At 57.8% G+C, this 17,240-nt stretch carries 18 protein-coding genes; 16 read left to right on the top strand and 2 right to left on the bottom strand.

Annotated features, from left to right (window positions below; genetic code table 11):
- The first annotated feature begins 134 nt into the window (after window positions 1-134).
- Genes AAFO90_RS16705 through AAFO90_RS16685 form a run of 5 tightly spaced genes read left to right on the top strand, consistent with a single transcriptional unit; the run spans window position 135 to window position 4,662 of the window.
- On the top strand, window positions 135-1,073 hold the full coding sequence (locus tag AAFO90_RS16705; protein WP_096705145.1) for a PDR/VanB family oxidoreductase: 939 nt from the start codon (window positions 135-137) through the stop codon (window positions 1,071-1,073).
- A complete protein-coding gene (locus tag AAFO90_RS16700; protein ID WP_255301772.1) occupies window positions 1,030-2,250 on the top strand; it encodes a Gfo/Idh/MocA family oxidoreductase in 1,221 nt (406 codons plus the stop codon). The genes AAFO90_RS16705 and AAFO90_RS16700 overlap by 44 nt, the downstream gene beginning before the upstream one ends.
- Window positions 2,247-3,239: an ABC transporter substrate-binding protein gene (locus AAFO90_RS16695; protein ID WP_176556057.1), complete on the top strand. Its 993-nt coding sequence runs from the start codon at window positions 2,247-2,249 to the stop codon at window positions 3,237-3,239. Before AAFO90_RS16700 ends, AAFO90_RS16695 begins: the two co-directional genes overlap by 4 nt.
- Window positions 3,240-3,252: 13 nt before the next feature.
- Window positions 3,253-3,696 carry a hypothetical protein gene (locus AAFO90_RS16690; protein ID WP_096705143.1) on the top strand — a complete coding sequence of 148 codons (444 nt, stop codon included), beginning with the start codon at window positions 3,253-3,255 and terminating at the stop codon, window positions 3,694-3,696.
- 27 nt (window positions 3,697-3,723) lie between these two features.
- Window positions 3,724-4,662 carry an EamA family transporter gene (locus tag AAFO90_RS16685; RefSeq protein WP_347510081.1) on the top strand — a complete coding sequence of 313 codons (939 nt, stop codon included), beginning with the start codon at window positions 3,724-3,726 and terminating at the stop codon, window positions 4,660-4,662.
- Here AAFO90_RS16685 and AAFO90_RS16680 read toward each other — a convergent pair.
- Entirely contained in the window at window positions 4,659-5,111 is a 453-nt protein-coding gene (locus AAFO90_RS16680) for a MarR family transcriptional regulator (protein WP_235872050.1), read from the bottom strand. The two genes, AAFO90_RS16685 and AAFO90_RS16680, sit on opposite strands and share 4 nt — an antisense overlap.
- Before the next feature lie 114 nt (window positions 5,112-5,225).
- On the opposite strand from AAFO90_RS16680, the gene AAFO90_RS16675 reads away from it, so the two are divergent.
- The 4 genes from AAFO90_RS16675 to AAFO90_RS16660 all read left to right on the top strand — a co-directional run bounded on the left by AAFO90_RS16675 (window position 5,226) and on the right by AAFO90_RS16660 (window position 8,176).
- A complete protein-coding gene (locus tag AAFO90_RS16675) occupies window positions 5,226-5,591 on the top strand; it encodes a Rieske (2Fe-2S) protein (protein ID WP_235872051.1) in 366 nt (121 codons plus the stop codon).
- The gene (locus tag AAFO90_RS16670) at window positions 5,578-5,877 is read left to right on the top strand and encodes a hypothetical protein (protein ID WP_040104531.1); all 300 of its coding nucleotides are present in this window, start codon (window positions 5,578-5,580) and stop codon (window positions 5,875-5,877) included. Before AAFO90_RS16675 ends, AAFO90_RS16670 begins: the two co-directional genes overlap by 14 nt.
- Before the next feature lie 41 nt (window positions 5,878-5,918).
- Window positions 5,919-7,136: an amidohydrolase family protein gene (locus tag AAFO90_RS16665; protein ID WP_229743358.1), complete on the top strand. Its 1,218-nt coding sequence runs from the start codon at window positions 5,919-5,921 to the stop codon at window positions 7,134-7,136.
- A 215-nt stretch (window positions 7,137-7,351) separates the two neighbouring features.
- Window positions 7,352-8,176, top strand: coding sequence for a universal stress protein (locus tag AAFO90_RS16660; RefSeq protein WP_210385734.1), 825 nt, complete (start codon window positions 7,352-7,354; stop codon window positions 8,174-8,176).
- An 80-nt stretch (window positions 8,177-8,256) separates the two neighbouring features.
- Here the strand turns inward: AAFO90_RS16660 and AAFO90_RS16655 are convergent, their stop codons facing one another.
- Window positions 8,257-9,246 (bottom strand): LysR family transcriptional regulator, encoded by a 990-nt coding sequence (locus AAFO90_RS16655; RefSeq protein ID WP_152007193.1) that lies wholly within the window; start codon window positions 9,244-9,246, stop codon window positions 8,257-8,259.
- Between the two features lie 277 nt (window positions 9,247-9,523).
- On the opposite strand from AAFO90_RS16655, the gene AAFO90_RS16650 reads away from it, so the two are divergent.
- From AAFO90_RS16650 to AAFO90_RS16620, 7 genes are all read left to right on the top strand, one after another.
- Window positions 9,524-10,507: a 3-hydroxyacyl-CoA dehydrogenase family protein gene (locus tag AAFO90_RS16650; protein ID WP_274836297.1), complete on the top strand. Its 984-nt coding sequence runs from the start codon at window positions 9,524-9,526 to the stop codon at window positions 10,505-10,507.
- 126 nt (window positions 10,508-10,633) lie between these two features.
- Entirely contained in the window at window positions 10,634-11,665 is a 1,032-nt protein-coding gene (locus tag AAFO90_RS16645; protein WP_244615067.1) for a zinc-binding dehydrogenase, read from the top strand.
- Window positions 11,666-11,776: 111 nt separating this feature from the next.
- Window positions 11,777-12,748: a TRAP transporter substrate-binding protein DctP gene (gene dctP, locus AAFO90_RS16640; protein ID WP_274836296.1), complete on the top strand. Its 972-nt coding sequence runs from the start codon at window positions 11,777-11,779 to the stop codon at window positions 12,746-12,748.
- 70 nt (window positions 12,749-12,818) lie between these two features.
- Complete coding sequence (locus AAFO90_RS16635) at window positions 12,819-13,343, top strand: TRAP transporter small permease (RefSeq protein WP_274836295.1); 525 nt, start codon at window positions 12,819-12,821, stop codon at window positions 13,341-13,343.
- Window positions 13,340-14,650 (top strand): TRAP transporter large permease subunit, encoded by a 1,311-nt coding sequence (locus tag AAFO90_RS16630; RefSeq protein ID WP_274836294.1) that lies wholly within the window; start codon window positions 13,340-13,342, stop codon window positions 14,648-14,650. The genes AAFO90_RS16635 and AAFO90_RS16630 overlap by 4 nt, the downstream gene beginning before the upstream one ends.
- 98 nt (window positions 14,651-14,748) lie before the next feature.
- Window positions 14,749-16,239 (top strand): aldehyde dehydrogenase, encoded by a 1,491-nt coding sequence (locus AAFO90_RS16625; protein WP_274836293.1) that lies wholly within the window; start codon window positions 14,749-14,751, stop codon window positions 16,237-16,239.
- 181 nt (window positions 16,240-16,420) lie between these two features.
- The gene (locus AAFO90_RS16620; protein WP_274836292.1) at window positions 16,421-17,002 is read left to right on the top strand and encodes a hypothetical protein; all 582 of its coding nucleotides are present in this window, start codon (window positions 16,421-16,423) and stop codon (window positions 17,000-17,002) included.
- Window positions 17,003-17,240 lie beyond the last annotated feature (238 nt).

The raw sequence follows: 17,240 nt of genomic DNA, 5'->3' as shown, positions 1-17,240 counted from the left end.
CCTCCACTAGTAGCACCTGCACGTTCTCGATGGCTCGCCCAAGGTTGAGGATGACTGCGCAGCACATGGTCTGTTGACACACATAACTTAGCTATCTAAACAATTTCACAATCACGACCAAATGGGAGGACCTCATGGAGAATATCAAGATGCGCGTCGAGAAACGGCGTGACTTGACCCCGAGCATCGCCGAATTCACCCTGGTGCCGGTTGGGGGCGATGTGCTCCCTAGTTTCGATCCTGGTGCTCACATCACCTTGGAAACTCCGTCCGGAGCGATGCGTCGCTATTCGCTGATCAACGATGGCAGCGACCCAAAGGAATTTGTTGTCGCGATCAAAAAAGAACCGAATTCGCGTGGGGGCTCCGCGTCGATGCACGAACAGGCGACCGTCGGGTCCGAGTTGACAGTCGAATTCCCGGAAAACGATTTCCCGCTAACCGATGTTCAGAAGTACCTGCTCATCGCCGGCGGTATCGGGATCACGCCGATTCTGTCGATGGCACGGTATCTCGACAAGAAGGGCAAGATGCTCAGAATCATCTACGTCAGCCGCAGTCCGGAGGAATCGGCCTATCTGGATGAACTGATGAGAGATTTCGATGGCCGGATCATTGTGCACCATGACGGCGGCGCTCCGGATGCAGTCTACGATTTCTGGGACGATCTCGTCACGCCCCGTGCCACTCACGTCTTCTGTTGTGGTCCGAAACCGCTGATGGATGAAATCAAGGCCGTTTCCGGGCACTGGCCGGAGGGGCGAGTTCACTTCGAGGATTTCAAGCCCGTCGATGTGGTGCGCCAAGACGATGTCTCTTTCGAAGTGGAGCTGAAAAAAAGTGGCGAAACCGTCACGGTGCCCGAAGATCGTTCGATCTTGGAGGCATTGCGTGACGCCGGATTCGCAACGTCCAGCTCCTGTGAAAGTGGCACATGCGGCACCTGCAAGACCCGCCTCCTCGAGGGGAAAGCTGACCATCGCGACATGGTGCTTATGGAAGAGGAAAAAAGCGACCATATAATGATTTGTGTATCCCGCGCGCTATCGGGGAGGCTGGTTCTTGACCTCTGATCCCGTCCGCCTCGGAGTTGCGGGGTTGGGGCGGGCTTTCATGCTGATGGTCCCCACCTTTGATGCCGACGCACGCGTCAAGCTCACGGCCGCGGCCGCGCCGAGGGCGGAAAGCCGGGCCGCATTCGAAGAGCAATACGGCGGTGTCGCCTATCCGACTGTCGAGGATCTATGCGCCGATCCATCTGTGGAAGCGATCTACATCGCCACCCCGCACCAAATGCATGTAGATCACGTTCTGGCCGCGGCGCGCGCTGGAAAGCACATTCTCGTGGAAAAGCCGCTCGCGATCTCGATGGAAGACGCCGAGACCATGGTCGCCGCCGCGAACGAGGCGGGGGTTCACCTGATCGTTGGGCCCAGCCACAGTTTCGATCCGCCGGTCGAGCTGGCCGCGCAGTTGATCGCGAGCGGCAAGTTCGGCCAGCTGAGAATGATCCAGGCCCTTAACTACACCGACTTCCTGTATCGTCCCCGACGCCCGGAGGAGCTGCGCACCGAAGAAGGAGGAGGGGTGCTGTTCAGCCAGGCCATCCACCAGATCGACGTGGTCCGACGGCTTGCGGGCGGCATGGGAGAGAAGATTTATGCCATGACGGGGGCATGGGATCCAAAGCGTCCAACAGAAGGCGCCTTTACGGCGCTGATGAACTTTGAGGGTGGATGCGTCGCCAATCTCACCTATTCGGGCTATGCCCATTTCGATAGCGACATTTGGATGAACGACGTCGGAGAGCTGGGGCAGCGAAAACTCGCCGGCGCCTATGGCGATGCAAGGCGGGCGCTGATGGCCCTCGATCCCGATGACGAGGCGCGCCTCAAGACGACGCGCACATTCGGCAGCGGTAAGACGGTCGACGCAAAGCACAACGAGCATTTTGGCCCAGTCATCGCGCTTTGCGACCGTGCCGACCTAAAGCTGACTCCGGACGGAGTTGAAGTATTTGGTGACACCGAGCGTGGCTTCATCGAAGCGACATTCGGGCCCGCGCCACGTAGAACCGTGAACGATGCACTGGTAGCCGCTGTCCGCCAGAACAAGGCCCCCGTCCAGACGGGCGCGTGGGGTCTGGCAAGCCTGGAGGTTTGCCATGCGATCCTGCAGTCCGCCTCGACCGGCCAACCTGTCGACCTGCGGCAACAATGCAAAACAAATGAGGAGGAACAAACAGGATGAGCAATCTCAAACTATCCCTTGCCATGGGAAATTATGACCGAACGCGTGCCATCGTGGATGGAAGAGTGCAGATAGACGGTGTCGATCCCGTGCCCATGCTCCTGTCCCCAGAGGAAATGTTCTTCCGGGCGTTCCGCCACGAAGCGTTCGATATCAGCGAAATTTCGTTGTCCTCCTATTCGATCTCGGTCGCCCGCGGAAATCCGCACTATGTCGCGATCCCGGTCTTTCTGAGCCGGGCGTTCCGTCACACTTCTGTCTACATTCGAACCGACAAAGGAATCGAAACGCCTCAGGATCTGAAGGGCAAGCGCATTGGTATCGCCGAATATCAGCTGTCCGCCAATGTCTGGGTGCGCGGCATTCTCGAAGAGGAATACGGTGTCAAACCCTCCGACATCATCTGGGTGCGCGGCGGTATGGATACGCCGGGCCGGCCCGAAAAGATCAAGGTTCAGTTACCCGGCGATATCCGCATGGAAGAGGCGCCGGTCGGCAGCACGTTGAATGGCATGCTCGAAGCCGGTGAGATCGACGGCTTCGTCGGCCCGCGTTGGCCGCGTTGTTTCGCCGAGCGGCATCCGCACGTAGGTCGGCTTTTTGCAGACAGCATCGCTACGGCCGAAGCCTATTTCGAAAAGACCCGGATCTTTCCGATCATGCATGTTCTTGGGGTGCGCCGCAGCCTCGCAGAGGAATACCCGTTCTTACCCGCCGCCCTGCTCAAGGCGTTCACGCAATCGAAGCTGCTAGCAGAAGAGGCCCTGTCGGATACCTCTGCAACGAAAGTAACGATGCCCTTCGTCGAGGATAATCTCAACCGCGTGCATGCGCTAATGGGTGACGACCCCTGGAGCTATGGCGTCGGCGGCAACGCCCATGTCCTGAACAAGTTTTTGGATTACCACGCGAGTCAGGGACTGTCGCCGCGCCGAGTGGAGATCGAAGAACTGTTCCATCCCTCGACCCTAGAAGCCTACAGCCTTTAAGAGGAGCGCCACAATGGAAGAGTACGCACCCGGAGATATCGTCGAGGTCGAAACAACGAAGGGGCTGGCTTACGTACAGCTCACGCATACCCACCCGAGCTATCCTCCCGTGGTCAAGTTCCTCCCGGGGTCTTACGAACACCGGCCCGACAATGTGACTGTATTGGCCGAAAAACCCGCACCGATGGCCATGGTCCCCCTAACGGGGGCATTGAATCGGTTAGGGTTGAAGCACGCGCTTGCCGGACGGTCGGACATTCCGCATTCGGAAAGAAGTTTCCCGATTTTCCGGATGCCGATTCGCGACAAGCAAGGCAAGATCATCTATTGGTGGTTCTGGGACGGCCAGGGGTTGACCTATTCTACCGAGCTGATGGCGCAGCAGGAGACGCTGCCAATGCGCGAGGTTATGTCTTCAGACCACTTCCTGGATCAGTTGCTGACCCATGACAAGTAGCAGGTACAATCCGCGCCGACACGCGCGATGACCACCGCAGGGTTCGGCGGCCTCTTGGCCGCGTTCGGAGCGTTCTGCTACGCCTTGAGTTCGGTTTCCATTGCCAAGAGTTCGCAATCGGTTCAGGGCCGCGGCAACGACGTTCTTATCTCTGTGCTGATGACCGCCGTTGTCTCCGGGGCGCTTTGGCTGCTCCTGGGCCCAACGATGCCGGAACTTGGACTCGGTGCGCTCATTGGTGCGGCTTATTTCGTTGCAGCCGGGGTGCTTGGCAACGTTGTCGGCCGTCTTACGCTGTTCCGCTCGGTAGAGCTTGCCGGAGCCATCGAGACCGGTTTCATCCGACGCCTGATACCAGTGTTTGCGGCGCTGTTGGCGTTCTTTCTGCTCGGTGAGGTCATCACGACACCTGTGGTCATCGCCTTCTTCCTGGTTGCCAGCGGCGTGGTAATCATGATGTCACGCGCTTCGGTCAAATCGGCTTCTGACTTGGCGGTCGGAGATCCTGACCCTCGAGAGAAGAACAAGGGCCGGGCGATGGCCGTAGCGTCCGCCGCCGGGTATGGCGGCTCTTTCGTCTCCCGAAAGCTCGCGATGCAGACTTTGCCGGACCCTCTGGCCGGAGTTTTCATCGGTGCGATGACGGGTCTAATGTGGTTTGCGGTCTCCTGGGTGTTCCGGTTCAAATCGCGCAACGCGTTGTCCTGGCGAATTCAGCGGCCGAGCAGGTGGCAACTGCTGGCTGGCAGTTCGATGACCGTTGGGCAAGTGGCGCTGTTCTTTTCACTTATGTTCACTGATGTGACCGTCGTCGCGATCATGTCTTCGATCGAGATGTTCTTTGCCGCCTGGCTCGCAGGCCACATCTTCAAAACCGAACGGCGCCCGGGTCCCAGATTCTACCTGTCGTCTGCACTAGCCGCGACCGGTGTGACACTTCTCGCCCTTGCGCCAAGGTTTGGTTAGCGGGACTGGCAACACGCGCTTGCGAGATTATCTAGAAGCTTGTCCATCGCAGCGAAAAGGTGACCCAACTCGTCGGGTTCAAATCCCGTCGAGGCGTGATCTGCCGCGAGACGCGCAGATTTCATTGCGCCATCTATCCTTCGAAGGCCTGAGTCAGTCAGGTCGACATGAACCACGCGCCGGTCGGACTGGCTGCGGTTACGCGTGATAAGATCTCGCTTTTCGAGCTCGTCCAGTACGCGTGTAGATGACGCCTTTTCGATGCCCAGCAACCCGGAAAGCTCGGATTGTTTTAGTTTGCCTTCCTCTCTCAGGCACCGGAGATGAATGTACTGCGCCATGCTGAGCCCGGTTTCGCGCAACTGCTCCTGCAGCAGCTTACCATAAAGATGATGCGCCAGGCGGAGTGACGCCCCAAGACCACGTTTCCTAGAAGGTGATTGCGGCACGATTTGCGCCCCCTAATTTAGATGTCTTATTTCTTGACAATTCTAAAGCCACTCTTATAGTAAGGCAATCTTACTAACTTGAAGCAAGACTGGGCAACAGACGGAGGAGCTATAATGCCAGAAAGATTGCTATGTGCGGTGTCGGACTTGAGCGACAAGACGGCAAAGATTTGCGAGGTCGACGGGGTCGAGATCGGGGTCATTCGGCACAAAGGAGACATCGTTGCATATAAGAACGTGTGTCCGCACCAAGGTGGCCCGGTATGCGAAGGCCTAAAGATGCCGCAGGTCTGCGTCGAACTCGACGACCAGCAGCGCGCGCTCCGGCAGACCTTCAACGAAGACGAATTGCATTTCGTTTGCCCGTGGCATGGCTGGGAATTCAAGATTGCGACGGGCGAAGCCGTCGGCGATCCGAAGTACAAAATGAAACGTTACAACGTGGTGGAAAAAGGAGGAGAGGTCTATGTCGAAGTTTGACCAGATAACCGCTGAAGCTCCTGCTCTGGAGGCATCGGTCGATGCTGTCCTGAATGCACTTCGCAACCCCGAAAGCAGTGGCCTGCGCGCCGAGCAACTTCAGGCGCTGCTTTCACACGCTGTGACCGCATATGCGAAACTTCGCGAAACCAATGACGGCTTGCCCGCATTCCCACGAGACAACGATGTCTCGGCGACAGCTGTCGCCATCGCCGCGACCGGCATTCTCGATGCTGCCGATATGGCGGTGTTCGAGTTGGGCATGTGGCAGACGCTGAATCCGTAACACGAGGGGAGAGAGATAAAATGTCTTTAACGGGCACCACGATGAACTACAGCTCGGATAACGATCCGGCAATCCAGGAATTTAACACCAGCAAGCTGCTGAAGAACGCACGTAAGCAAGCGGAAGATCGCAATTACAAAGACTTCTTCATTTGCGATGTGGACAGCCACCACTATGAGACTGAGGCCTTGCCGGAAATCCTGCAATACATGGACGACCCGGTGATGCGCCATCTTGGCTTGTCAGCCGGTAACGTTGGCCGCGCCGGCCTTATTCCGCAGGCGATCGGTTCGCAGGACATGGCTGGGCGCGTGACGCGCTATGCGGGTCGGAACAAGGAAATTGTCCCCGAAGAACCACACCGCGACATCACTTTGGCACGGCGCTGGATGGACGCGATGGGTACGGATATGGCGTGCCTTTTCCCAACCCCAATGCTGTTGTTGGCAACGCACCCCCAAGTCGAGGTCGAGGTGGCAATGGCCCGCGCCTATAACCGTTGGCTGAGCGAGCGCATTCTTGAAGAAGACAATCGCCTCGTATCCATGGTCTATCTGCCCATGAACGAGCCGCACGAAGCCGAGAAGATGATTGACGAGTTCGCCGAAAAGAAAGGCGTCGTTGGGTTCCTTTCGACTGGGTATCTCAAGCGGCCAGTGCATGACAGCGCAAACATGCGTATTTATGCCAAACTGGAAGAGCATGGAATGCCTCTTGGCTTCCACGCGGCTTATCACTGGGCCGACACCTCGTTGGCACAGCTGAACAAGTTTATCTCAGTTCACGCGCTTGGTTTCAGCTTCTGTAACATCATCCACATGACCAACTGGGTTATGAACGGCATGCCCGAGCGTTTTCCAAAGCTGAAAACCATGTGGATCGAAAGTGGTCTGGCTTGGGTTCCTTTCCTGATGCAACGGCTGGACAACGAGTACATGATGCGTACGTCCGATGCTCCACTCTTGAAGAAAAAACCCAGCGATTACATGCGTGAGATGTACTACTCTACGCAGCCGATGGAGCTGGTGGACAACCGCGAAGCCTTGGAAGTCACCTTCAAGATGATAAACGCAGAATCGCAGTTGCTCTATTCGTCCGACTATCCGCATTGGGATATGGATCTTCCGAGCACGATCTATGATCTTCCGTTCTTGGACGAAAAGGCCAAGCGGAGCATTCTAGGTGGAAACGCGCAGAAACTGTTCAATCTTGACCCAGTTATGTCCGAGTGGAAACTGGAGGCAAACGCCAAAGGTTGACGCCGTTCTCGTCGTCCGTCTTCAACAGGACACGCATATACGGATCACTGCGAGGCTGCCCGGAGAACATCCGGGTGGCCTCTTTCATGCTTGAACGGCACGCAGTATGTCTGGCGGTTATCGCGACCTAGCTATCTCTTGAAGCGCGGCAAAAAACATAGACATCTAAGTAGTCAAATGATAGCATGTCTTAGCGTTCGATCAGTGAGGCGAAGATGAGCATCAAGAATATCCTTATTACGCATTCCGGGAGTGCTGGATTCCCGAGTGGCGTAGGTCATGCGACAAAAATTGCGGCCAAGCACGATGCATGGCTGACCGCGGTTTATGGCAGCACTTCTTCCTACTTCGAACATGTTCTCGGCCTGACCGAAGAACTTCTCGACAAGCTCGGAAATGTGCGGAATGAGAAAATCGAAGCTGCTCGAGCCTTTTTTGAGGAGCAAGCTTCTTCGGCAGGAGTGGCCGAACGGTCGCGTTTTGTTATGCCAAGCGAGATCGGAAAGTTAAGTTTGCCCGAAATCGCACGTAATTTTGATTTTGTGGTGACAGGCTACCAATCGAACCTTCCTACCGATGAATTTCGCGCTGTGAACCCAGATCTTATGGCACTACAAAGCGGCCGCCCAGTCCTTGTTGTACCCAATGGATACTCCACCGACAAACTTGGTTCACATGCTCTCGTCGCCTGGGACGGAAAGCGCTCGGCAGCCCGAGCGCTCAACGACGCAATGACGATCTTGGAGGAGAGACCGCGCAAGGTCACGATCTTGAGCGTTGGCGCGAGCCTGCCGAAAATGCCTGAAGGAACAGACATTGTCACCCACCTTCGACGCCATGGTGTTGACGTGGAACAGGTCGAGCGCCCCAAAGGCAAGAACGGCATAGCCGACGTTATTCAACGGACCGCTGCCGAGTTGGGGGCAAAGTTGATCGTGATGGGGGCTTACGAACACAGCAAGTTTTCGCAAGACCTGTTCGGGGGCGTTACCCACGAAGTCATCAGGAGCAGCCAAGTGCCGGTGTTCATGTCCCACTGACCGCATCGTCGTGCCCTTCGGAGGGTGTCCTTTGCATGGCTCGCAGTGTCGCCCCCCCGCGCGGGGCCTTCTGTACATGATCATGCAGGCTCGGCGAAGGATTGTCGGATGCGGTCCATGAGCTGAATTTGCGGCGCGGAAAACACCGTCTTCTTGTCGTAGACCAGGAACAGTGGCATTGCAATTTCTAGGTCTGGTGTATGCACAAGGCGAAGCCCCGACGCCTCTGGGTCCCTCGGCAATGCGCTCTTGAAGACGAAACCGGCCCCGACATCGGCGCGGATCGCATTTAGGATCGGCTCGGGATGCCCGAAGGCCAGTACGCTGTTGGTTCGCACGACCCCTGCGGCGCGCAGCACCTCGTCGATGAGCTCTCGCGCCATTTGCCCCTTCGGCGGGGTGATCAACGGTAATGTCCCTAGCTCATCGATATGAGCGACATCGCCGACCAGTCGGCTCTCTATCGCGGCCACCAGATAAAGCGGCTCGCGCCAGAGCAATTCGATCTCCAACCGTGAGGTGTCGCGATTGTGATCAACCAAAGTGATCCCGAAGTCGCAATCCCCAAGCAGTACTGATTCCGTGGCAAGGTAGGGGCTGGCCATCGACACCGAAATCCTGGCCGATGGGAATTCTTTTTTGAACGCGATTATAGTTTCAGACAACTTGTAAGTGCCAGCCACCATCGACGAAGCGATCCGTGTTCGGCCGATCAGACCTTTCTTGATGTCTGCGAGGTCTAGAAACATATCTGAGCTGCGCTGAATGGTTTCCTTCGCCCAGGCAAGAGTGCGGCGACCGGCTTGTGTCAGTTCGATGTTTCGCCCGGCCTTGCGCACCAACTTGACACCAAGGCTCTTCTCCAGACTGCGCAGGTGGGCGGTTACTGCGGGTTGCGCGATATTCAGATACTCCGCCGCGCGGGTTACACTGTTGAATTTGGCGATCGTGCAAAAGACGTGCAGCTTGTGCAGCGTGAGATTGCGTGACCGCAGAAGGTCTTTCGACAGCGTGTCGTTCGGTTCTTCTAGTGGGTCATTGCGCAATTCCTGTTCTCCTGTGTCGGGCATCCGGTCTGATGGCTCGGAAGCATACCAAAACCCCAATAAATCGGTCGGGCAAATCCTGGAATCACCTCAGTTGATTGAACGCCCGCCATTAAATCATAACTGTAACCATATATATTGTCGACGTTTGCGTATTGGACGCGAGACCGCTCGGCATCGCACAATCGGAACATTCCTGATCCTCGCGCCGCAATCCCAGCGGCTCGAGTGAAACAGTCGGCTAGAAGCCTGTCGTCCAGAAGAGTCGAAGGTTCATACCATTTGAAGGGAGGAGGAAAGTTTGAAGGAATTTGCGTTCGGTACGGAGCCGCCCGGGTCCGGTAGGATTTGCGTCGTCGGGGCCGGATTCATGGGATGTGTCATCGCGACACTCTATGCGCATCACGGCTATGATGCGGTGATCTGCGACAGCAATCAGACCATGCTTGACACTTACGTGGAGCGGGCCCGCCCGATCGCGGCAGGACTGGTCGAGGATTCGGATGCATCGGAGGCCATGCTAGCCGGAGTGACACTTGAGCCGGATCTTGCGAGCGCGATCGAAGGGGCCTTCCTCGTGCATGAAGCAGTGCAGGAATCCCTGGAAGTCAAACAGGCCCTGTTCGCGGAACTCGACAGGATCTGTCCGGAAAACGTGGTGCTGGCGACCAATACCTCGTCCTTCCTAATCTCCGACATCGCCGCTCAAATGACACGCAAAGAGCGGATGATGGGCATTCACTATGTTACTCCGGGTCATATCGTTCCCGTAATCGAGTTGATCCATGCGGCCGATACGCCAGCGGAGTTGGTGGCATGGAGCCGCATGCTGGTGCAGAACATCGAACATGTCGGTGTCGCGATCCTCGAACGTCCAGGCTTTCTTGTGAACCGGATCCAGTTCGCCATGCTGACCGAGATCTATCGTCTGATGGACGAAGGCCTGGCGACGCGCGACGATATCGACGATGCCGTCCGGCTAAGTCTCGGGCCGAGACTCGCGCTGTGGGGTCCACTTCTGACTGAAGATCTAATCGTTTCGAAGAAGACCGCGCTTGCCGTCACCAATTCGATCTACGAACAGACCGGAGATGAGAACTACAAGGGTCGGAAGGTGCTTGAAGATCTGGTCGAACAGAACAACCTCGGCGCGATTACGGGACAAGGCTGGTACAAGTTCAACAACAGCCCCGAAGCGGTCGTCGAGACGCGGGACGCCCAATTGCGTGCCCTCTTGGCCTGGCTCGAAGAGACCGATCCCGTTCGCTCTTTGAACGTTAGCTAGTTCGAACAAAGAAACGAGAAGCGGAAAACGACGTGTCCGGTGCTTCGCCAGGGCAGGTGAATTATAAAGTTAAGGGAGCGCGATATGCGGGGTGTGACATTTCCCGGAGACAAGCGAGTCGAGATCATGGAGTTCGACGATCCGACGCCAGGGCCGGGCGAAGTGGTCATCGAGGTCAAGGCATCGGGTCTTTGCGGCAGTGATTTGCACGCCTACCGCGCGCCGAGCGACGACCGGGCGTTTCGCAAACTGGCCAAGGGCAAGCCCTACGAGACGATGCGCGACGGCGGCCCCATAATCGCCGGACACGAACCCTGCGGGGTCGTCGTAGCGATCGGACCAGGGGTCGATCAGAACATTGCGCAGATGGGGCAACGGGTGATGATCCATCACTACTCCGGCTGCCACATCTGCGATCAATGCCGCACCGGCTGGCCACAGATCTGCGAAAACAAGGTACCTGACATTTACGGCTGGACAGCCCATGGCGCGCACGCGAAATACATGAAATGCGCGGCCCATACGCTGGTCACGCTACCCGAAGAGCTATCGTTCGAAGCGGGTGCGGCGATTGCCTGTGGGTCCGGCACCTCCTATGCGGCGTTGCGCAAGATCCAACCCAACGGCAGCCATACGATCGCGATCTTCGGGCAGGGTCCTGTCGGGTTATCAGGTACACAATTCGCCGCGGCAATGGGCGCGCGGGTGATCGCTCTCGATATCAGCCCCGAGCGGCTCGAAATGGCCCGCCGCTTCGGCGCCGTCGAAACAATCAACCCAGTTGAAACGGACGCGGTGGAGGCAATCCGAGAACTGACACACGGTCGGGGCGCGCACTACACGCTGGAAACATCGGGCGCACCACAAGCGATCAACGACGCAGTCAAATGCCTCCGGCTTTGGGGCACCGCGGTCTTCGTCGGACTGGGACAGCCGACAGAAATCAACCTCGCGTCAGACGTGATCTTTCGCCAGATCAACATGGCGGGATCGTTCACCTTCTCCACTAACCTGATGGAAGATTGCGGCGTCTTTTCCGTGGATCGCGGGATCGACGTCGGTTCAATCTTCTCAGACCGGTGGGCGCTGGAGGACGCCGGAAAAGCCTACGACCTGCTCGACAAGCAGGTCGGGGGAAAGGGAGTAATCGTGTTTTGAGATGGGGGCCGCGCGCTGCGGCCCTGTGAGTTTAAAGCCGGATTAGTCGTTGTTTCCGCGATGCCCGGGCAGGGTGCCGGAAGGCGGCTGGAAAACAGAGGAGGAAAGAAAATGAAAAAACAATTGTGTGGTCTTGCCGCATCCATAGCACTGGCGCCGCTCGCGACGGCTGCGGTGGCGGATACCAAGATCCTGGCGAGCTGGGACCAGAGCTACGCCGCCGTCGGCGAGGTGCTGGATCCGTTCATGGAATACTTGGAGGCGGAGACGACAGCCAAGCTCGGCCTGTCGCGATTCGGGCCCGAGACGATCCCGCCGTTCGAACAGCTGAACCCGGTGACCCAGGGCCTGTTCGATATGCTCTATACCAATGGCGGATATCACTACAATGATATCGCACTCGGCATGGCGCTCGATTCTCTAAGCGGCGACATTGGTACGATCCACGAGTCGGGCATGTGGGACTTCGTCGATCAGGAATACCAGAAAGCCGGGTTGAAGCTCATCGCGATCTTCTACGATACCAACGGGTTCCACATGATCCTGAAGGAGCCCCTGACCGGCGACGGGCTTACCGGCCGACGCATCCGGGGCACCCCTCTCTATCATCCGGTGATCGAAGCGCTTGGCGGTTCCCCGGTGGTGTTGCCGGGCGGGGATATCTATCCGGCTCTCGAACGTGGCGTGGTCGACGGCGCGGCCTGGCCGGCAGTGGGCGCGGTCAACTACCGCTGGTTCGAAGTGTCGAGCTACTTCGTGCGGCCAACCTTCGGTCAGGTCGGGCATATGCTCTTGATGAACCTCGACGCTTGGAACGCTCTGGACGAACAGACCCGCACCGAGATCGAAACCGCCGCACGTGCCTACGAGGTGGAAGCCTCGGCGACCTTCGACGGCCTCGCAGGCACCGAGGAAGAGACCCTCGTCGCCGAGGGGATGCAAGAGACCCGGTTCGAGGATGATGTCGTCGCCAACCTCAAGAGCGCCTGGTATAACGGGGTCATGGATCTGGCTGCGACCGTGAATCCCGACGAGATCGCGCAGATGCGCGAGATCGCCGAAACCGCTGGGATCGGCGAGTGACGATCCTCCCCGGTGGTCGCCCCGGACTCGGGGCGGCCCCACAAAGTTTCAATCGGGTACGGAGACAGGGATGAGTGTGTTTTTGCGCCGCCTGGGCCGAGCGCTCTTGTGGGCTCACGATGCGTTGGTCACTTTGAGCTACTGGCTAGGGGCTGGGGCCCTTGGCCTGATCGTGATGATTTTTTCCTATGAGGTCTTCTCGCGCTATCTGATGGGCGCGCCGACCAAGTGGGCCAGCGACTTCGTGTCGTTCCTGCTACTTATCTCGATCTTTCTGGTCCTGCCGCACGTAACGCGGATTGACGGCAACGTGTCCGTTCCGATCCTGCTCAACGTGCTCGGACGGCGCGCCTCTGATTTCATGCGGCGCCTAGGGTTTGTGTTGGGTGCCGCCGTCTGCCTCTGGGCCGGCTACATCTTCCTGGATGAAACGCTGCGGTTGATCGACCGGGGTACGGCCACGCTCACCAGCGTGCGGTTTCCCAAATGGATCTTGTTCGCCTTTCTCGTGTTCGGGATGGTGAATGCCGGCCTCGCCTTTCTCAGGCTCGCTTTCGGCGGCAAATCCCATCACGAGACGCAGGCAACGATATGATCGAGGGTATTCCCGCCGTACTTGCCGGAGTCGGTCTGCTGCTTCTGTTCATGGCCGCTGGTATGCCTGTCTTCGTCGCCTTCCTGACAGTGAACATGGGCGCCACGCTGCTGGTTCTGGGACCTGCTGGCTTCGGGATGTTCTCCGGCAGCTTCTACGAGACCGCCACGAACTCCACCCTGGTGACGATCCCGCTGTTCATCCTGATGGGGGAACTCCTGTTCCGAAGCCGCGCGGTCGATGTGTTGTTTCAGTCGATAGACACGCTGATTGGCCGGGTACCCGGACGCCAGTATGTACTCTCCATCGTCCTTGCGACTGTCTTCAGCACGCTCTCCGGCGCGGCAATGGGCGTGGCGGCTATGTTGGGTCGCTCGCTTCTGCCAGGAATGATCGCGCGCGGCTATGACGCGCGGCTGTCGGTCGGCACGATCCTGGCCGGCGCCAGCCTCGCACCTCTAATCCCGCCTAGCGTGCTCGTCATCATCATTGGCACGCTGGCCGGGGTGTCCATCGCCGGATTGCTGATCGCGGGGATCATCCCCGGCCTGATCTTCGCAGGGTTGTTCGCGGCCTATGTCTTCCTCCGGATCTGGCGCAATCCGTCGCTGGCACCGCAGAATGAGGAAGCAACACCCCGGGTTGAATTCAAGGACACCCTGATCGCCGTTGGACGTCTCTTGCCGTTCACAATCATCATCGTCTCCGTCATGGGGCTGATCTTGGCAGGGGTCGCCACTCCGACGGAGGCCGGTGCGATGGGCGTTCTTGGCGCGCTTATGACGGCCGCGATCTATCGCAACCTTTCATTCCAGATGGTCCTCGAGTCGCTAGGCGGGTCGGTGAAAATTTCGGCGATGATCCTGATCATCATGGCCAGTTCGAAGTTGTTCAGTCAGCTTTTGGCCTTTTCCGGTGGCGCCTCGGCACTCACCGCGTGGATCGTGGGACTGGATGTCTCCCCTTGGCTTATGCTGGTGCTCCTGATGGTTCTTCCCTTCATCCTGTGCATGTTCATTGACCAGATCGCGTTGATGTTGATTGTCATTCCGATCTACCTACCGATCATAGATAGCTTCGGCTACGACCCGATCTGGTTCTGGCTTCTGTTCCTGGTGAACATCACGGTTGGAGGGATCACCCCGCCATTCGGCTACACACTATTCGCCCTGAAAAGCGCCTGGAGCGAGGGATCGCTTTCCACCGTATTCGCTGCAGCTTGGCCGTTCGTTGCCCTATTCATACTTGGGATGATCATTCTTGCTGTGGCGCCGGGCCTGACGACGTATCTGCCGTCGAAGCTCTAGGGCGACGGCTCCGAGGACGTGGAGCGGCGATCGAGTGTCTCGAGCGCATCAGCTTCCGGTCCCGATATAGAAATACAGACAATAGGGAGAGGCTCTACATGGAAAACGACCTGGAAAAGTATCAGATATTTATCGGCAACGAGTGGCACGACAGCGCCACGGAGGAAACCTTTGAGAGCTATAACCCCTACACCGGGGAGCCTTGGGCCAAGATCCCGAAGTGCGATGCGCGGGATGTCGACGCCGCCGTGGATGCGGCGCATGACGCGCTCTATTCCGGGCCCTGGGGGCAGATGCCGCCGACGCAGCGCGGCGCCTTGATGCGCAAACTGGCGGAGCTAATCCAGCGCGATGCCGACAAATTGGCGACAGTGGAAGTGCGCGACAACGGCAAGTTGTTGGCGGAGGTCCGCGGTCAGGTCAGCTTTCTGCCACAATGGCTGTACTTTTATGCTGGCCTCGCAGACAAGATCACCGGTTCAGTCGTGCCGATCGACCGGCCGGACATGTTCACCTACACACTACGGGAACCTGTGGGGGTCGTTGCCGCTATCGTTCCTTGGAACTCCCCACTCATGCTGATGATGTGGAAATTGGCTCCGGCGCTGGCGGCGGGCTGTACTTTTGTGCTGAAGCCGTCGGAACACACCTCGGCCTCCGCCCTGGAATTCGCGGCACTCGTGCGTGAGGCTGGCTTCCCAGAGGGGGTCTTCAACGTGGTTACCGGCTACGGCAAGGAGGTTGGCGATCCGTTGACCATCCACCCAAAAGTAGCCAAGGTCGCCTTCACCGGGGGCGAGGGCGCCGGACGCAAGATCATGAAAAATGCGTCGGCCGACTTCAAACGGCTAACCTTGGAACTTGGTGGGAAATCCGCCCAGATCGTGTTCCCCGACGCCGATCTTGCGGCTGCTGTCTCGGGCGGGATCGCCGGGATCTTTGCCGCCACCGGACAGACCTGCATCGCCGGGTCGCGGCTGTTGGTACATGAAAGCATCTATGACGCCTACCTGGAACGGTTCGTCACTTCGGCCAAAACCGCGCAGATGGGAGATCCGATGGAGCTTACGACCCAAGTCGGTCCAGTCACGACGCAACCCCAGTTTGACCGCATCCTGTCCTACATCGACATCGCTAAGAAGGAGGGCGCTCGATGTGCTCTCGGCGGCAGCCCAGCAGTCCGACCCGAGTGCGGCAACGGGTGGTTCATCGAACCCACGGTCTTCGCAGATGTTCGCAACAACATGCGCATCGCGCAGGAGGAGGTCTTCGGTCCCGTAGTCTCGGTTATCCCGTTCTCGGAAGACGAGGAGGCCTATGCCATTGCTAACGATACCGAATATGGTTTGGCCGCCGGCGTCTGGACCTCCAGCATCAAGCGCGCGACGGTGGCACCGCGACGGCTTCGCGCGGGAACGGTCTGGGTCAATACCTACCGGGCTGCTAGCGTGATGATGCCCTTCGGCGGGGTCAAGAAATCCGGTTTCGGACGCGAGAACGGGATCGAGGCGATTGAGCAATACCTGGAAACCAAATCGGTCTGGCTCTCCTACGAGGCGGAAACCAAGAATCCCTTTGTGATGCAGTGATGGCCCGTCCCGTCTTACGGGTCACCCGTTAGCCCGTAGGCTTTTCACATATGTATAAACTCCTGCGGCCGACGTGATGAGTGTTGTTTGGAGCAGGTCGCAAAAATACTCTTTCTCTGGGCGGTGATAATATCGGAACTCGTTCTGCCACCGGCCCGGATCTAATAGGAGGAGCACATCCATGTTGCCAGCTGCAGAAGATTTCATTCGCGAAGTTCGCGATATCTATTCCCGCGTCGACACGCCAGAAGAGCGTTTCAAGGAAATTCAGCCCCATCTCGAAAAGCTGCTTCAGGATGAGGAACTGCGCGAGGTTTCCAAGACATGGCCGTTCCGGAACGAACCAGAACGCGGGTATATTGAAAACCTCTTGTTCTACGAAGATCCTGATTACGGTTTCGTTTTGAATTCGCTTTTAAAGAAACCTAGAGAAAGCACCCCCGTTCACGATCACGGCCACGTCTGGACGATGTACGGCGTTCTCAGAGGGAAAGAGAGGGTCATCCGCTATGAGCGCGCGGATGACGGCAGCAGCGACGAACAGGCGGATCTGAAGGTACTGGGGGAGCATGACGTCGAGCCGGGTTACATCGATTTCGTCCGCCCTTACGAAATTCACGTCGAGCATACCGGCGACGAGCCGGTCGTCGGGATCATCTTCCGCGATCACCGCGTCGGTGACTTCCTTCAGAATTTCTACGAGGCAGACTCGGGCAAGATCAACAAGACCAAGGGTCCGGTTCAAATCCCATATGAACTCTAAATGCGGTCGAACTGTCCGCCCTCTCTTGAGGGCGGACGGACCAAAAACGAGGCGCGTTAGTCCCCTTCGTCAGTGTAGCTGTTGGACGTGGTCCGAGAGGGTTTGTGAAATCCGGGCTAGGGTCTGTGGACATTCAGGATTCCCAAGCTGGCTGAAATCTGATTCAAGCTTCCAAAATGGAGGTTTGAATGAACGAAGAGCGGTTTGTGTTGACAGATGAGGTCTGGGTCCGCCTTGC

Source organism: Phaeobacter sp. CAU 1743 (assembly GCF_039839315.1).
In the GTDB taxonomy this organism is placed as follows: Bacteria; Pseudomonadota; Alphaproteobacteria; order Rhodobacterales; family Rhodobacteraceae; genus Phycobacter; species Phycobacter gallaeciensis_A.
The sequence above is the reverse complement of the archived record's forward strand: the minus strand, read 5'-3'. Positions and strand labels throughout refer to the sequence as shown.

Bases quoted from the DNA above. Each gene is read 5' to 3' on its own strand.
- AAFO90_RS16705 (WP_096705145.1), top strand. From the start codon at position 135: ATGGAGAATATCAAGATGCGCGTCGAGAAACGGCGTGACTTGACCCCG.
- AAFO90_RS16695 (WP_176556057.1), top strand. From the start codon at position 2,247: ATGAGCAATCTCAAACTATCCCTTGCCATGGGAAATTATGACCGAACG.
- AAFO90_RS16690 (WP_096705143.1), top strand. From the start codon at position 3,253: ATGGAAGAGTACGCACCCGGAGATATCGTCGAGGTCGAAACAACGAAG.
- AAFO90_RS16685 (WP_347510081.1), top strand. From the start codon at position 3,724: ATGACCACCGCAGGGTTCGGCGGCCTCTTGGCCGCGTTCGGAGCGTTC.
- AAFO90_RS16675 (WP_235872051.1), top strand. From the start codon at position 5,226: ATGCCAGAAAGATTGCTATGTGCGGTGTCGGACTTGAGCGACAAGACG.
- AAFO90_RS16670 (WP_040104531.1), top strand. From the start codon at position 5,578: ATGTCGAAGTTTGACCAGATAACCGCTGAAGCTCCTGCTCTGGAGGCA.
- AAFO90_RS16665 (WP_229743358.1), top strand. From the start codon at position 5,919: ATGAACTACAGCTCGGATAACGATCCGGCAATCCAGGAATTTAACACC.
- AAFO90_RS16660 (WP_210385734.1), top strand. From the start codon at position 7,352: ATGAGCATCAAGAATATCCTTATTACGCATTCCGGGAGTGCTGGATTC.
- AAFO90_RS16655 (WP_152007193.1), bottom strand. From the start codon at position 9,246: ATGCCCGACACAGGAGAACAGGAATTGCGCAATGACCCACTAGAAGAA.
- AAFO90_RS16645 (WP_244615067.1), top strand. From the start codon at position 10,634: ATGGAGTTCGACGATCCGACGCCAGGGCCGGGCGAAGTGGTCATCGAG.
- dctP (WP_274836296.1), top strand. From the start codon at position 11,777: ATGAAAAAACAATTGTGTGGTCTTGCCGCATCCATAGCACTGGCGCCG.
- AAFO90_RS16635 (WP_274836295.1), top strand. From the start codon at position 12,819: ATGAGTGTGTTTTTGCGCCGCCTGGGCCGAGCGCTCTTGTGGGCTCAC.
- AAFO90_RS16630 (WP_274836294.1), top strand. From the start codon at position 13,340: ATGATCGAGGGTATTCCCGCCGTACTTGCCGGAGTCGGTCTGCTGCTT.
- AAFO90_RS16625 (WP_274836293.1), top strand. From the start codon at position 14,749: ATGGAAAACGACCTGGAAAAGTATCAGATATTTATCGGCAACGAGTGG.
- AAFO90_RS16620 (WP_274836292.1), top strand. From the start codon at position 16,421: ATGTTGCCAGCTGCAGAAGATTTCATTCGCGAAGTTCGCGATATCTAT.